Genomic DNA, 14,937 nt, shown 5'->3' with positions numbered 1-14,937 from the left:
GATCATCCCTTCATTTCATTTACTTTATCTATATCCAGTGATTGATGTTGATGATATATTTGCATGATTAAGGCCAGGCCAATTGAAACTTCGGCTGCGGCCATGGTCAAAATGAATAAAAACATGATTTGTCCATCGGGTTGATTCCATTTCGCGCCTGCTGCTATAAATGCTAATCCTGCAGCATTAAGCATGATTTCTACAGAAATTAACATAAACAGCACATTTCGACGAATCGCAACTCCGATAAGTCCTAATGAGAATAAGATTGCTGCTAAAATCAATACCTGTGAAATGGATATGTCAGTGTTCATTCTTGTTACTTCATTAATTTCAATAGTGATAGGTTATTACTTATTTAGTCTTTTTGTTTCTCTACATATCAGCGTGAGGAGTGTTCTCATTTCATTTGGATTTAGTTTTTTGCCTATTCTTTTTGTGGATGTTCAGCATACTCCGTAATTTTTTTACTCATTGTATTCTTCCAAAAACCGGTGTGAAACGCGCCGTTTGTGTTGGCCGATGTGAGCGGCACCAACTATGCCTGCCGTAAGTAACAATGCGGCTAATTCCACCAAGATCAAATAGGGCCCGAAAAGTGTTTGAGCCACTATTTTCGTGTCCATTCCGGTAATGGCGTGTTCTTGACTTGATGATTTTGATAGAAGATAAATTAGCTCGACTAATAAAATGAGAGAAAGCAAAACCGGACCGGTCCAAGTTTGTGGTTGGAGCCATTTTCTTTCCTGATCTATCGTTTCTTTTCCGAGGTTTAGCAGCATCATGGTGAATATGAACAGTACCATGATTGCTCCTGCATAAATAATGAGTTCCAAAATGGCAATAAAAGGAGCTCCCAGTTGATAGATGACCACCGCGATTGCCAGAAATGAAACGATTAAATACAGCAATGCGTGCACCGGATGTTTACGGGTAATCACCATAAGAGTTGAAACTATGGCAATGACTGATGATATAGAAAAGAGTAGATTCATGGTAGTAAACTATGTATGTCAATCGGAGGTTCTTCGTTATCTCCTTCACCTTTATTTTTCACACCGGCATCCAATCCGGCCACTTTGTAATAATTGTAACCCGGGTATTTACCTTCTCCTGAAATCAAGAGATCCTGTTTTTCATAGACTAAATTCTGACGATCGTATTCGGATATTTCAAAATCAGGGATGAGTTGGATAGCATAGGTAGGGCAGGCTTCTTCACAATAGCCGCAGAAAATGCAGCGCGAAAAATTGATGCGAAAAAACTCCGGATAACGACGGTGGTTCTCATCTTCGGTAGCCTGCAGTGCAATACAATCAACCGGACAGGCTGCCGCACATAAGTAACAACCCACGCAACGTTCCATTCCGTCAGGATCCCGTGTTAGCACAATCCGTCCGCGGTAACGTGGATGCAAAGGAGCTTTGTGTTCAGGGTATTCGATGGTGGCGCGTTTTCTGAACATGTGCAAAGATGTAAGCCATATACTACGGATGATGCTGAACATTTTATTTTAGTATTGAGATATGCATATTGCGAATTGAGATTTAGTGAGTCCATGGGCCATCGGCTATGGTTCGTGGACTTTTAATTCTTCAGTAAAAGCACAACGGCTCCAGTTACCAGTAAATTCAACAAAGTAACCGGTAACAACACTTTCCATCCGTAACCCATTAATTGATCATACCTCGGACGCGGAAGTGAAGCTCTTAACAGGATGAAAAACAGAATGAATGCGAAAGTTTTTAAAGCAAACCAGCAAATCGGAGGCAGAAATTCAGGGCCCAACCATCCCCCCAAAAATAAAGTTGTGACCATGGCCGATATAAGCGTAATGCCTAAATATTCGCCGATGAAAAACATGCCGAACTTCATGCTGGAGTATTCGGAATGGAATCCTGCCACCAACTCACTTTCGGCTTCAGGAATATCAAAAGGCAACCGATGAGTTTCAGCAATTCCGGCTATAAAGAAAATTACAAATCCTACCGGCTGTAAAAGAATGAACCAATGATTGCGTTGAGCTTCTACAATATCACGCAAACTGAATGAGCCAGAAAGCATAACTACGCCCATTAACGAAAGGCCCATAAATACTTCGTAAGAAATCATTTGTGAGGCACCACGTAAAGCGCCCAATAATGAATATTTGTTATTGGATGCCCATCCACCCAGCACAATGCTGTAAACGCCTAATGATGACATCGCCAGGAAGAAGAGTATCCCAATGTTGAAATCAGTAATTAAGATTCCGGGTGCAAAAGGTATGATCGTGAAGCTAAGCAATACAGTGATTACCAAAATGGCTGGAGCAATTACAAAAACCGCCTTTTCGGAGAAGGGAGGAATCCAATCTTCTTTGAAGAATAATTTTAGGGTATCGGCCACTACGATAAAGAGTCCGAATGGGCCAGCCCGATTTGGTCCTAAACGATCTTGCCATAATGCCAACATGCGCCGCTCCACCCATATGAGCAGGGCCGCCAAGGTGAGCAGGCTGAACAATTCTCCTACAATAGTGAGAATATATGTTAATGTTTCGTTCATATCCTTATTATCCAGTACTAATAATAATGTGAGTTTGAGGAGTCGAAAAACTTTTGTCAATGAGCGGTTCGACTCAGCTCAGCGTGACTTTTTTAAATTTTTTATTCTTAATATAATCGGTAAGTGACAATTAAAATCCTGTAACCCGTGAGGCAGTATGGCTACCTTCCTGGGTAATTCAGTTATGATTCTCAGAGGAAGGGTTACTTCTTCGCCATCTGTTTCAAAAGTCACTTTGCTACCATCCTGTAAATTCAAATTTTCTGCATCTAATTTATTTAGGCCAATATAGGGTTGAGGTGACCGTTCGGTAACGCCTGGAGTATGTATGCTTAATTCATCCGAGCCGTAAATATGTTGCACCGGAATGGCTAGCCATTCCTGGTCTTTCAGTTCGATTGGTACAAAATTATTGTCATAGTAAGAACTCATACCCTCCTTGTTGTTTATCAATCTGATTCCCGGATCTCCTCCATGCAAAGCTCCTCCAATTTCAATCTGGAATTTATTAACGGATTGTACTGAATTCCAGCCCGGCGACCAATAAAAGGGAATGATGGACGAAGGGGGTTCTCCTCGATAACCTTCCATCGTAAATGACATAGGTGTATCAAGATCTTGTGCAGGTTTAGGCTCACTTACATTGTCATGGGCATTCATTGCGGTTCGTCCGCTGTAGCGATGAGGTTCTCGAGGGATACGTTGTCCGTTAATCCGAAAGTCACTCTGTAAAACTGCTTGTGCAATCCCTTTGAATTGAGGCATGGCAATCGCAATTTCTTCTAAAAGTTCATGTGGCGAAGTACGATCTTTTATTGAAATGCCTTTTTGCAATGAAAATAATTCATTAAGCCAGCGCCAGCTTTCCTGTATCAGTTCATTTTTTGCATTTAAAGCCTGAAAGAAGCTTTGCGCACGGCCTTCGTTATTAATCAGGGTGCCGTCTGATTCGGCAAAAGTGCCGGTAGGAATCAATACACTTGCTTTCTGAGTTGTTTTATTATGAAGATGATCGATTACAATGATCTCTTTACATGCTTCGAAGAATCGATCAACATTGCCAGATGACGTTCTTCGGTACAAATCGTTTTCGAGAATAATTACCGTATCTGTATCGTTCAAAAAAACGTGTTTCATGGCTTCTTCCAAAGGAGGAGCATCCATCATCGCCAATCCCAGGCTATTGCATTCATGTTCTACAAAGCATAGGTTAGCGGTTTTTAATGATTTAGCGATGTTGGCAGCCGCTTTTACAAGGCCTTCCTGCATGCTGCTCGTGCCTGTAATGATTAATGGCTTTTTGGCTTTTGATAATGCTTTGGCAATCGCTTTGGCTTCTTTTAGCAGACTTTCAGAGAGAAGATGTTCAATAGGTGAGGCTGAATCGATATGATGAGCAATAGCATAACCCAACTGAATAATTTCAGCAGGCGACAGATTTAAGGATGCCTGAGCCAGTTCGTCCAATTGTGTTTTTAGAGGATTGGCAATAAATAATGGAGCATGTTCTTGTTGAATAAATTCTTTCAAGGCTAAACTGTGCCATGCCGGAAGGCTGGTTTTAAGCTCTGAGGGACCTTTTTGTATGGCTTGTCGAACAGCTAGGGCGAGCATTGGGGCAGAATTATGAAGGTCTTCGCCAAGTACTAGAATTGCATCAGCTTCTTCTACTTCTTTCAAGGATGGAATATATGCAATCCCGGAATTCATAACTTCAAGAATTAACTTATGCAATGATGCTTCTTGTTCAGAAATTCCTTGATAGAAGTTTTCCGCACCAATCAATTTTCTTAAAGCAAAATTTGATTCCATGGAAGTTCTTGGTGAACCAATGCCAATGGTTTTTCCGGGTGTTATTAAAGCTGATGTTTTATTTAGAAGATTTTTTTTATTGAGGTCTTTAGAATTTTCATCCCTTAATTTTGCTTCTTTAATCCGAAGTGGGCTGTTGACAAATTCATACCCAAAACGCCCCCGGTCACAAATAAAGTACCCGTTAACTTCTCCATTATAGCGACTTGTAATTTGTCGCAACTCGCCATAACGTTCGGCAGCTATGATATTGCAACCCAAACTGCAATGTTGGCAAACAGATGGGGCAGATGTGAAATCCCATTTACGAGTATAATGTTCTTTTAAGGTTTTATCGGTAAATACGCCTGTAGGGCAAACTTCGGCTAAGTTTCCACTAAATTCGTTTTGTAAAATGCCATCCTCACTTCTGCCAAAATACACATGGTTATGAGCGGCAAAAACGTCGAGGTCTTTGCCGCCTGCATAATCTTTGTAGAACCGAACACAGCGGTAGCATTGAATGCATCGATTCATTTCATGGTTGATAAAGGGGCCGAGATATTGGTTTTGGTAGGTTCGTTTCTTGTATTCAAATCTTCGGTAGTTATGGCCTGTCATCACCGTCATGTCTTGTAAATGACAAGAACCGCCTTCGTCGCAAACGGCGCAATCATGCGGGTGGTTGGTCATTAACCATTCAATTATATTGGCTCTGAACTGTACCGCATCGGCATCAGAAATGGATAGTCTAAGTTCATTTGATACGGATTCCATGCACGACATAGTTATTCTTCCACGTGTATCGGTTTCGTCTTTAAATACCTTTACTGCACACTGACGGCAAGCGCCTACCGATCCCATGGCTGGATGCCAACAGAAGTAGGGTAGGTTGAATCCCAAGGTAAGGCAAGTCTCCAATAGATTTTTGCCCTCCTTTACTTCGTATGCTTTATTGTCAATGTATATGGTTGCCATTGTATGGGCATTTTTTATCATGAATGTGACGCTCAAAATCTTCTCTGAAATATTTCAAGGCACTTTGTAATGGTTCCATCGCGCCGGGAGCCAATGCACAAAATGTACTTCCAGGTCCGAGATACGTTGTATGGAAACTCAATAAATCCAGATCTTCCAATCTGCCTTCTCCTTTTTCTATGGATAATAAAATTCGCTCTACCCATGGAAGGCCTTCGCGACATGGAGTACACCATCCGCAAGACTCTTGAGCGAAGAAATGCTGCAGGTTATGAACAAACCCCACTGGGCAAGTATGGTCATCCAACACGATCATGGTTCCTGTGCCTAGTCGACTCCCCGCAGCACTCACGGTTTTGAAATCCATTTTTATATCCAAATGTTGTTCGGTTAAAAAATCAGTTGAGGCTCCACCCGGTAAAGCACCACGGAAGTTATATCCTTTTTGCATTCCTCCTGCATATTCTTCGACCAGTTGCCGCATGGTAATGCCCATAGGCAGCTCCCAAATCCCTGGTTTTTTAACCCTTCCACTAACACCATAAAGTTTGGTGCCACCATCTTCACTATAACTTAAACTCCTGAACCAATCCGCACCATGGTTAACTATATGAGGAATATTGCAGAGTGTTTCTACATTGTTCACAATAGTGGGTTTGCCGAATAATCCGCTAACCTGCGGGAATGGTGGTTTTGCTCTTGGTGAAGCACGTTTTCCTTCCAGTGAATTGAGCAAGGCCGTTTCTTCACCACATATGTATCGCCCAGCACCGGTATGTAAATGCATCTCGAGATTCAATTCAGTGCCCAATATGTTTTTACCTAAATAGCCGGCTTCATAGGCTTCGTGAATCGCTTGCCTGATTCTCAACGCGGCTTCTTTATAAGCCCATCTTAAAAATATATATGCCGTTGTCGCCTGAATAGCATAGGATGAAACAATCATGCCCTCAATTAACTGATGCGGATTACCTTCGAGCAATAGGCGGTCTTTAAAAGTTCCGGGTTCCATTTCATCAGCATTCGCAATAAGATATTTTGTTGCAGGAGCATCTGGTCCTTTCGGTACAAAACTCCATTTCATTCCAGTGTTGAATCCTGCTCCTCCTCGTCCTTTTAAATTCGATTCTTGGATCAATGATCGAACTTCTTCGGGAGACATGTTTTTAAGCGCATTTCGAACAGACTTATAGCCACCCGTCATCTCATATTCTTTTAAGTTGAGCGGCGGACGATCAATATGAATGTTTTTGGTAAGCGGCCTTTCCATGTTTTTAAATGATTGAGTGAGGTTTTATTCTGTTATTCAGTCCTTCTGTCATTTATATTTTTCCAAAATGCCTTCCAGCTGTTCTTCCTTAACATCTCTATATGTATCCTCATCGATCATTAAAGCAGGAGCATGGTCACAGGTGCCAAGGCAAACATTGGGCAATAAGGTAAACCGACCATCAGGTGTTGTTTCTCCGAAATGAATACCCAAATGATTTTTAAAGGCATCATAAACCTTTTCATAGCCCATTACCCAACAACTTATACTGTCGCACAATAAAATTACATGCCGGCCAACAGGTTTACGGAAGATAAGATTGTAAAAAGTAGCGATGCTGTCTAATTCCGCGGTCGACATTTCCATGTAATCTGCAACAGCATTTAAGCTGCTGTCGGAAACCCAGCCACGATGTTTCTGCACAATTTTCAATGCCTCAATACATGCAGCTTTCCGATGTGGTACCTGAGCCACTTCATGTTCTATTTCTTTTATCTCTTCAGAACTTAACATATTTTCAAAAAATTATAACATGATGTACATACCCTGGCGCACTAGCCAATGTTTTTTATTTCTTACACTTTCTACTTTCCACTTTTTTCACCTGTCAATGTCTGCCAATACATAGTCCATGCTGCCCAAAATCGATAATAAATCAGCTACAGTATAACCTTTACTGATATATGGGAGCATTTGCATATGAGGAAATGATGGGGTGCGCACACGAACCCGATAGGGTGATGTATTTCCATCACTTATCAGGTAATAACTATTGCTTCCTTTTGTTGCTTCAATGCAGCTCATCGCTTCTCCGGGTGGAATCACCGGCCCCCAGCTCACGCCTAAAAAATGTGTGATCAGGGTTTCAATATCCTGCATCGTATGTTTTTTAAGAGGGGGAGTCGTGAGGGGATGATCAGATTTGTAATCACCTTCGGGCATATTGTTAAGGCACTGTTCAATGATGCGCAGGCTTTGCCACATTTCCTCTACCCGAACTACTGCACGATCATAGCAATCTCCGTTTTGAGCGGTTGGGATATCAAATTCAAAGTTTTCGTAACCTGAATAAGGCTGTTTTTTTCTGAAATCCCATTCAAAACCACAAGCCCGCAAGCCGGGTCCGGTAACTCCCCATTCAATAGCTTCTTGCAACGTATAGATTCCTATGCCTATGGTTCTTGCTTTGAAAATGCTGTTTTTCATCACCATGTCATGATATTCCCTTAGCTGTTTCGGGAAATATGCCACAAATTCGCTTACCATTTTATCCCAACCTTTTGGAAGATCTTGTGCTAGTCCGCCGATACGAAACCAATTAGGATGCATACGCCCACCGGTAATGGCTTCAACAATATCAAATACCTTTTCGCGGTCCGTAAACATGTAAAAAACAGGAGAAAGTTGTCCGAGGTCTTGTGCAAAGGTTCCGTACCACACCAAATGACTGGCAATTCTAAAGAACTCGCAGAGCATAACTCTGGCGGTTTTAACGCGGTCGGGAACCGTAATGCCGGCTAGTTTTTCAACGGAAAGTAAATAGGCAAGGTTATTCATTACTCCACCCAAATAATCAATTCTATCAGTGTAGGGAATATAGGTGTGCCACGATTGACGTTCGCCCATTTTCTCGGCACCGCGGTGGTGAAACCCGATATCCGGAACTGCATCAACAATATCTTCCCCATCTAACTGTAAAATGATTCGCAGTACACCATGAGTGCCTGGGTGCTGCGGACCGATGTTTAAAAACATGTAATCCGTATCTGCACTTTTGCGTTTCAAGCCCCAATCTTCTGGTTGGAACTGCAATGCATGTTGTTCTTTGTCTTGTTTTTCATCCCAAAGTTTAAATGGACCCATTTCCGTGGCCCTTGCCGGATGTTCTTTGCGCAAAGGATGGCCTTCCCAAGTTAAAGGCATTAATATCCGTTTGAGATGAGGATGACCTTCGAACTGAATTCCAAACATGTCAAATACCTCACGCTCGTACCAATTTGCGGCAACCCAGAGATGTGTAATGGTTGACATTTTGGGGAATTCGCCTTCTAAGGCAACTTTTAAACGGATGAATTGGTTTCTTTTGAAAGATAGGAGATGATAAACTAAAGTGAATTCGGTAGAATGATGATTATTTTTTTTAGCGTAAGACCTTTCGTCGATTGCTGAAAGATCATAGAGCATCGAAAATTGAATGGGATGATCGTTTTTTAAATAGCTCAGCACATCCACTAGCTTTTCTTTGACTACCCAAAGTGTGGTAATCTCATCAGCAGTGGTTTGCTGAGTGAAAACTGATTCACCGAAGTGTAGGATCAGTTCATCAACCAAAGATGAACGAAGTTCCATTTATAGAGAGCGCTTTTAATAATTATTCTTCAAACTGTGTCGGGAGAGGGATAATCTGCTATTTTCATTCTTTCCTCCCTCTTCATATCTTTCATTGATCTTTTGTCAGGTTTAATAATTCCTTGTTCGCCGATGGTCCAACTTAAGGGCCTTTGCTCTTTGCCTACTGAATCAGCTAATAGCGTTAATCCATGCATAAACGCATCAGGTCTTGGCGGACAACCGGGTACATAAACATCTACCGGTAGAAATTTATCCACACCCTGAACCACACTGTATATATCGAACATGCCTCCTGAATTGGCACATGAGCCCATTGAAATAACCCAGCGCGGTTCCATCATTTGTTCGTGTAAACGTTTAATGATCGGTGCCATTTTTATAAAAACGGTACCTGCAATAACCATAACATCGGCTTCTCGAGGTGTTCCACGAATAACCTCTGCTCCAAAACGGGCCACATCGTATTTACTGGTAATACTGGTGGCCATCTCTACAAAACAACAGGAGAGTCCGAAGTGAAAAGGCCACATCGAGTTTTTTCGTCCCCATGCCAGCAAATCTTGCACAGTGGTTAGTACTACACTTTGGTGCATAGTATCCTCAAAAGAACTTGTTCCCTTAATTGCCCTTTCTGGGTTTTCCGGATTACTCAGCCACCATTTCATGTTAATTAAGTCAAGGATATAGGTTGTAGATTTAAGGATTTAGGTTTTTTTGTCTTCTTCTATGTGTTTAAGCCCCTTTTATCTTTCCGTTTTTAACTTTCCAAATTGTGCCTTCATTCTCAGATCTTAAACCTTTTTTCGCTTTCAGTTTTAAACTATCTGCTTTCATCCCAAGTCTTCATTCTCTTTTTGTATGCCTTTAGTATTTTCTTTCCATTAGGTCCAAAATCAAGGGCGCCAATGCTCCATTCGTAAATCAAAACAATTATTAATATGGCGATGAAAATACATATTCCTAAGTACCCCGGCCAGCCTAATTCTTTGAATGATAATGCCCAAAGTATAATGAAAACAGCTTCGATATCGAAAATTACAAAGAGCATTGCTACGAGATAAAATTGATTTGAGAACCTTAGGCGGGCTGTACCTGTCTCCAAAATGCCTGATTCATAAGGTTGATCGGTTGCACGTTCTTTATGATGCTGGCCCAGTATATAGGAGAGGGCAAGAATGGTAAGTACAAGAAAGAAAACAATTGATGTATAAAGTATAAAAGGCCAACTTGGAATTGGCGGAGTAGAATTTATCATTGTTTTCGCCTCCCCGCGAAGTTAAATTCAAACTTGTTTAATCAAAGGGATGAATTATTTCTGTCCTGCAATGTAATGTTCCAGGTTTTCAATGATGAATTTCTGTTCATCAATCATGTATTTAACTAAATCGCCAATAGATATCAGGCCTACTAATTTGCCATCGTCTATAACCGGTAAATGCCGGGTGAATTTGTTGGTCATCAAATTCATACATTGCTCTAAGCCTTCATCTGAATTAGTAGATATTGGATCAGGGTTCATGATTTCACCGATTAGCGTCTCCTTGGAAGCTTTACCTTTTAAGATTACTTTTCGAGCATAATCGCGTTCAGTAAATATGCCAACGAACTTATCTTTATCGAGTACCACCAAAGCGCCTATGTTTTTATCGACTAACATTTCTAATGCCTCATAAACCGTTTGATTAGGAGCAATTGAATAAATAGCATTGCCTTTTTCTTTTAATATATTCCTAACTTTTGGCATAATCATATGTTTAGATAGATGAATAGGTTTATTGAATGCTAATTAATATTAATTTACCACTTTGCTTCATAAAATCAAAGTGTTATCTTTTTGTAAGGCTGTTTTATCTCCTGTTTAACTTTTTATCCTTATCATATTTAATTACTTTTGCGCAAAAAAAATATGTTTCATCAAAAGAGTTTAGGACTTCCACAACTCTACATATTACACTAAATCTTAATTATTAAAAATGAAATACGACGTAGTAGTTATCGGTTCAGGCCCGGGCGGGTATGTTGCGGCAATTCGTTGCGCACAATTAGGTTTAAAAACCGCGGTTGTTGAGCGTTACAATACCTTTGGTGGAACTTGTTTAAATGTAGGCTGCATTCCTTCAAAAGCTCTGCTTGATTCATCTGAGCATTATCATAATGCTGCTCATACATTCAAAAAACATGGAATTGAATTGAGCCACTTGAAGGTGAATATCGGTCAAATGATCTCACGTAAAAACGAAGTGGTTAAACAAACTACGGAGGGTATTCAGTTTCTGTTTAAAAAGAACAAAATCGATTCATATTTCGGACATGGTTCTTTTGTAAACAAGAATACAATTAAGATTAAAAAAGACGATGGTTCAGAGCAAACCATTGAAGCCGATAAAGTAATTATTGCTACTGGTTCAAAACCTGCTGTTCTTCCGTTTATTAAAAATGATAAAAAACGTATCATCACTTCTACAGAAGCATTAAACTTAACTGAAGTTCCTAAACACCTTATCCTTATTGGGGGGGGTGTGATCGGGCTTGAATTGGGTTCGGTGTATGCTCGTTTAGGTGCAAAAGTTACTGTTGTGGAATACATGGATTCAATTATCCCAACTATGGACCGTGAACTTGGAAAGCAATTACAACGTTCATTGAAAGGTTTAGGGTTTGAGTTTATGATGAGCCATAAAGTTACTGGTGCTGAGGTAAAAGGCAAAGAAGTAACCGTTACAGCAGAAAACCCTAAAGGCGAACTTGTTGAAATTAAAGGCGATTACTGTTTAGTTGCGGTAGGACGTACTGCTTATACTGAAAACTTAGGCTTAGAAAATATTGGTATCACTGTTGAAGAACGTGGTAAAAAGATTACTGTTGATGATCACTTGGAAACTTCAGTAAAAGGTGTTTATGCAATTGGGGATGTGGTTCGAGGTGCAATGTTAGCTCATAAAGCTGAAGAAGAAGGTGTTTTTGTGGCTGAATTAATTGCAGGACAAAAGCCTCATATGAATTATAACCTTATTCCTGGTGTTGTTTACACCTGGCCTGAAGTTGCTGCTGTTGGTAAAACCGAAGAGGAATTAAAAGCTGCAGGAATAAAATATAAAACCGGCTCATTCCCGTTCAAGGCCAGTGGTCGTGCCCGTGCAAGTATGGATACCGATGGTTTGATCAAGGTGTTGGCTGATGCTCAAACCGACGAAATACTTGGCGTTCACATGATTGGTCCTCGCGTTGCTGATATTATTGCAGAAGCTGTGGTAGCTATGGAATTCCGTGCTTCCGCAGAAGATATCGCTCGTATTTGTCATGCTCACCCAACTTATACTGAAGCATTCAAAGAAGCAGCTTTGGCAGCAACGGCTAACAGAGCTATTCATATTTAATCGATAATCGGACCCGTAGATTATAGTCCATGGTTCATATGTTTTAGTTCAAGGTAGAACTAATGATTATGGACAATGGACTATTTTCTTATTTTCGTGCCTATTAATTCTCAGCCCTTTATTACTTCATGAACATTCAGCATAATAAATCCTTACGTAAATTAAATTCTTTTGGTGTGGATGTGAACGCGCGCAATTTTGTTGAAATTACCGACCGAGAACAACTAACCGAACTTTTTTTGAATAAGGAAGTTTCGCGTCAGCCTTTGTTGATTTTAGGAGGAGGAAGCAATATGCTCTTTACCCATGATTTCAACGGATTGGTTGTAAAGGTGAATATTAAAAGCATTAGCTCCACTGAAGAGGGAGATGATGTTTATGTTCATGCTGGAGGAGGTGAAGTTTGGAATGATTTGGTGATGTATTGCGTTAACAATGGCTTCTGTGGAATGGAGAATCTTAGCTTGATTCCCGGCTCTGTTGGAGCAGCCCCAATTCAAAATATTGGAGCCTATGGAGTCGAGGTTAAAGATATTTTTCATAGTCTGGAAGCATTTGATATTACTAGCCTTTCCTTTAGAACTTTTACCAAAGAGGAGTGTGAATTCGGTTATAGAGAAAGCGTATTCAAAGGACGATTCAAAGGTCAATACATAATCTGTTCAGTAAATTTCAAGCTTTCTAAAACTCCTAAATTGAATACCAGTTACGGAGCCATTGAAACTGAGTTGAAAAATAGAGGTATTGAAAAGCCGACGATCAAAGATGTAAGCGACGTTGTTTCCCATATCCGGGTTTCTAAACTTCCTGATCCTTCAACTATTGGTAATGCAGGGAGTTTTTTTAAAAACCCAATTATTTCTGCACAGCATTTTCAATCGGTAGTTACTGCGCATCCGGATGTAGTAAATTACCCTGCTGGTGAAGGAAAAATTAAACTGGCAGCTGGCTGGTTAATTGAACAATGTGGTTGGAAGGGTAAAGTAGTGGGTCATACCGGTACTTGGAAAAATCAAGCATTGGTGTTGGTAAATCATGGAAGTGCCACTGGTAAAGAAATTTTTGATTTCTCTGCACGCATTATTCAGTCAGTCAATGAAAAGTTTGGGGTGGAACTGGAGCGTGAAGTAAATATATTTTAATTGGTTGCTGTAGCCTTATAGCAACGACCTAGCTTACTAAATCTGTTTGGCCTGGAAGGTTCAAGATTTGTACAAAACTTCCGCTAATGTTGAGCAAAGCCTTGTAACAGAAAGCAGGACTGTGAAATGTTAATAATACTGAATAAGCGTTTTAAACAGATAGCTGCCTGGTTTATCTGTATTGTTTTTTTCTTCCTTTGTGTTTAAGATGTTACTTGTTTTGTTTTTGCTATTATTTTGATAATCAGTATATTGTATTAAAATTGAAAGGTTAACGAATTATTTCAAACTCATTTTGCTAGAATGACATTGATTTAGCAAGTAAACTTTATTCCTTTAAATTTACAATCTCTGTTTAAACACATTGTTTAATTAATTTATAAAATAATTAAACAAATGCTTGGATTTTAGTATTGCCTGCTGTAAATTTGTTTAACAAAATTAGTGAAAGGTTAAACGCTATGACAAGTATTGAATTTAGCATTTTAGTAGTGCGGCAAGCTCCTTCATTGAAAATGTATGCTCTGCATTTTACGAAAGACTCTGATGACGCCAATGATTTGGTTCAGGATACATTACTCAAAGCCATCACTTATTATAATAAATTTAAAGAAGGCACTAATTTAAAAGGATGGTTGTATACCATCATGAAAAATACTTTTATCAACAACTACCGTAGGCTAGTGAAGGTAAATAGTATAGTAACTAAAACAGACGAAATACTGCCCTCAAATTTATTGTTCAGTTCGGCTAGTAATTATGCAGAAGGGAAGTTTATAATGGAAGACATTAATAAGTCGCTCGGAAAAATTTCACGTGAATATTATACCCCATTTACCATGTATTATGAAGGGTATAAATACCATGAAATTGCTGAGGAATTAAGCATTCCGATTGGAACTGTAAAAACCCGTATTCATGTAGCCCGTAAATTATTGAAAGTTCAATTAAAGGATTACAGCGAAGGAAGGCCTCAAAAGGTTGTTTATGAAGATTAATTTTTTGTGTTTAGGTTAGATAATTAGGCTTGCTATTGCAGGCCTTTTTTATGAAATCGTTAGCTTGAAAAAAACAAAGGTATTCTGCAAAATGAGAAAACCTTTTTGTTTAAAATTGAAGGTTTACCTAAGCATCTTTGTTTCCAAATAAGTTTTTAAGTTTTCCACAAATTCCTTTTGCTGCCGTAGTGGCTTCGTTGGCTTTTGTATCGAGGTCCATGTTTAAGAAGTCGTCTTTGAAATCGTTTAGTTTTGCGCTAGCTTCTTCTTTATAGTGACTTAAATTTTCATCGCTGAAGTTTTTTCTGATATCACTGGCAATTTCCGAAGCTTTGCCTTTTAGGCTTTCATGCTGTTCGGCTATTTCGTCCGAAATAGTATCGAACTTTTTACTTACAATTTCTTTTATTTTATCAATATTTTCCGGGCTAAGTGAGTTTTTTATATCCTCAAATTTTGACATTATATCATTTTTAATATCC

Annotated in this window: 15 protein-coding genes; 3 read left to right on the top strand and 12 right to left on the bottom strand. The window is 39.6% G+C overall.

Going from position 1 to position 14,937, the window contains the following annotated elements; genetic code table 11:
- Positions 1 to 2 precede the first annotated feature (2 nt).
- The 11 genes from nuoK to FN756_RS01085 all read right to left on the bottom strand — a co-directional run bounded on the left by nuoK (position 3) and on the right by FN756_RS01085 (position 10,682).
- Entirely contained in the window at positions 3 to 314 is a 312-nt protein-coding gene (gene nuoK / locus FN756_RS01135) for an NADH-quinone oxidoreductase subunit NuoK (protein WP_142600747.1), read from the bottom strand.
- Between the two features lie 153 nt (positions 315 to 467).
- Positions 468 to 995: an NADH-quinone oxidoreductase subunit J gene (nuoJ, locus tag FN756_RS01130; RefSeq protein WP_142600745.1), complete on the bottom strand. Its 528-nt coding sequence runs from the start codon at positions 993 to 995 to the stop codon at positions 468 to 470.
- Positions 992 to 1,507 carry an NADH-quinone oxidoreductase subunit NuoI gene (nuoI, locus tag FN756_RS01125; RefSeq protein WP_142600744.1) on the bottom strand — a complete coding sequence of 172 codons (516 nt, stop codon included), beginning with the start codon at positions 1,505 to 1,507 and terminating at the stop codon, positions 992 to 994. The genes nuoJ and nuoI overlap by 4 nt, the downstream gene beginning before the upstream one ends.
- 80 nt (positions 1,508 to 1,587) lie before the next feature.
- Positions 1,588 to 2,547 (bottom strand): NADH-quinone oxidoreductase subunit NuoH, encoded by a 960-nt coding sequence (gene nuoH / locus FN756_RS01120; protein ID WP_142600742.1) that lies wholly within the window; start codon positions 2,545 to 2,547, stop codon positions 1,588 to 1,590.
- Between the two features lie 78 nt (positions 2,548 to 2,625).
- A complete protein-coding gene (gene nuoG / locus FN756_RS01115; protein WP_142600741.1) occupies positions 2,626 to 5,316 on the bottom strand; it encodes an NADH-quinone oxidoreductase subunit NuoG in 2,691 nt (896 codons plus the stop codon).
- Positions 5,297 to 6,586: an NADH-quinone oxidoreductase subunit NuoF gene (gene nuoF / locus FN756_RS01110; protein ID WP_142600739.1), complete on the bottom strand. Its 1,290-nt coding sequence runs from the start codon at positions 6,584 to 6,586 to the stop codon at positions 5,297 to 5,299. Before nuoF ends, nuoG begins: the two co-directional genes overlap by 20 nt.
- 48 nt (positions 6,587 to 6,634) lie before the next feature.
- Entirely contained in the window at positions 6,635 to 7,099 is a 465-nt protein-coding gene (nuoE, locus tag FN756_RS01105; protein ID WP_142600738.1) for an NADH-quinone oxidoreductase subunit NuoE, read from the bottom strand.
- Positions 7,100 to 7,186: 87 nt separating this feature from the next.
- Positions 7,187 to 8,935: an NADH-quinone oxidoreductase subunit C/D gene (gene nuoC / locus FN756_RS01100; protein WP_142600736.1), complete on the bottom strand. Its 1,749-nt coding sequence runs from the start codon at positions 8,933 to 8,935 to the stop codon at positions 7,187 to 7,189.
- Between the two features lie 29 nt (positions 8,936 to 8,964).
- Positions 8,965 to 9,603: an NADH-quinone oxidoreductase subunit B gene (locus FN756_RS01095; protein WP_142600734.1), complete on the bottom strand. Its 639-nt coding sequence runs from the start codon at positions 9,601 to 9,603 to the stop codon at positions 8,965 to 8,967.
- Between the two features lie 155 nt (positions 9,604 to 9,758).
- Positions 9,759 to 10,193, bottom strand: a complete 435-nt coding sequence (locus FN756_RS01090) for an NADH-quinone oxidoreductase subunit A (protein ID WP_142600733.1) — start codon at positions 10,191 to 10,193, stop codon at positions 9,759 to 9,761.
- A 54-nt stretch (positions 10,194 to 10,247) separates the two neighbouring features.
- Positions 10,248 to 10,682: a CBS domain-containing protein gene (locus FN756_RS01085; protein WP_142600731.1), complete on the bottom strand. Its 435-nt coding sequence runs from the start codon at positions 10,680 to 10,682 to the stop codon at positions 10,248 to 10,250.
- A 229-nt stretch (positions 10,683 to 10,911) separates the two neighbouring features.
- Between FN756_RS01085 and lpdA the strand changes: the two genes are divergently transcribed.
- The 3 genes from lpdA (at position 10,912) to FN756_RS01070 (ending at position 14,455) form a co-directional block, all read left to right on the top strand.
- Complete coding sequence (gene lpdA / locus FN756_RS01080) at positions 10,912 to 12,315, top strand: dihydrolipoyl dehydrogenase (RefSeq protein ID WP_142600729.1); 1,404 nt, start codon at positions 10,912 to 10,914, stop codon at positions 12,313 to 12,315.
- A 128-nt stretch (positions 12,316 to 12,443) separates the two neighbouring features.
- A complete protein-coding gene (gene murB / locus FN756_RS01075) occupies positions 12,444 to 13,457 on the top strand; it encodes a UDP-N-acetylmuramate dehydrogenase (protein WP_142600727.1) in 1,014 nt (337 codons plus the stop codon).
- 461 nt (positions 13,458 to 13,918) lie between these two features.
- A complete protein-coding gene (locus FN756_RS01070; RefSeq protein ID WP_142600726.1) occupies positions 13,919 to 14,455 on the top strand; it encodes an RNA polymerase sigma factor in 537 nt (178 codons plus the stop codon).
- Between the two features lie 127 nt (positions 14,456 to 14,582).
- Here the strand turns inward: FN756_RS01070 and FN756_RS01065 are convergent, their stop codons facing one another.
- Positions 14,583 to 14,918 (bottom strand): hypothetical protein, encoded by a 336-nt coding sequence (locus tag FN756_RS01065; protein WP_142600724.1) that lies wholly within the window; start codon positions 14,916 to 14,918, stop codon positions 14,583 to 14,585.
- Positions 14,919 to 14,937 lie beyond the last annotated feature (19 nt).

This window comes from Solitalea koreensis, from assembly GCF_900182575.1.
GTDB lineage: Bacteria > Bacteroidota > Bacteroidia > Sphingobacteriales > Sphingobacteriaceae > Solitalea > Solitalea koreensis.
The sequence above is the reverse complement of the archived record's forward strand: the minus strand, read 5'-3'. Positions and strand labels throughout refer to the sequence as shown.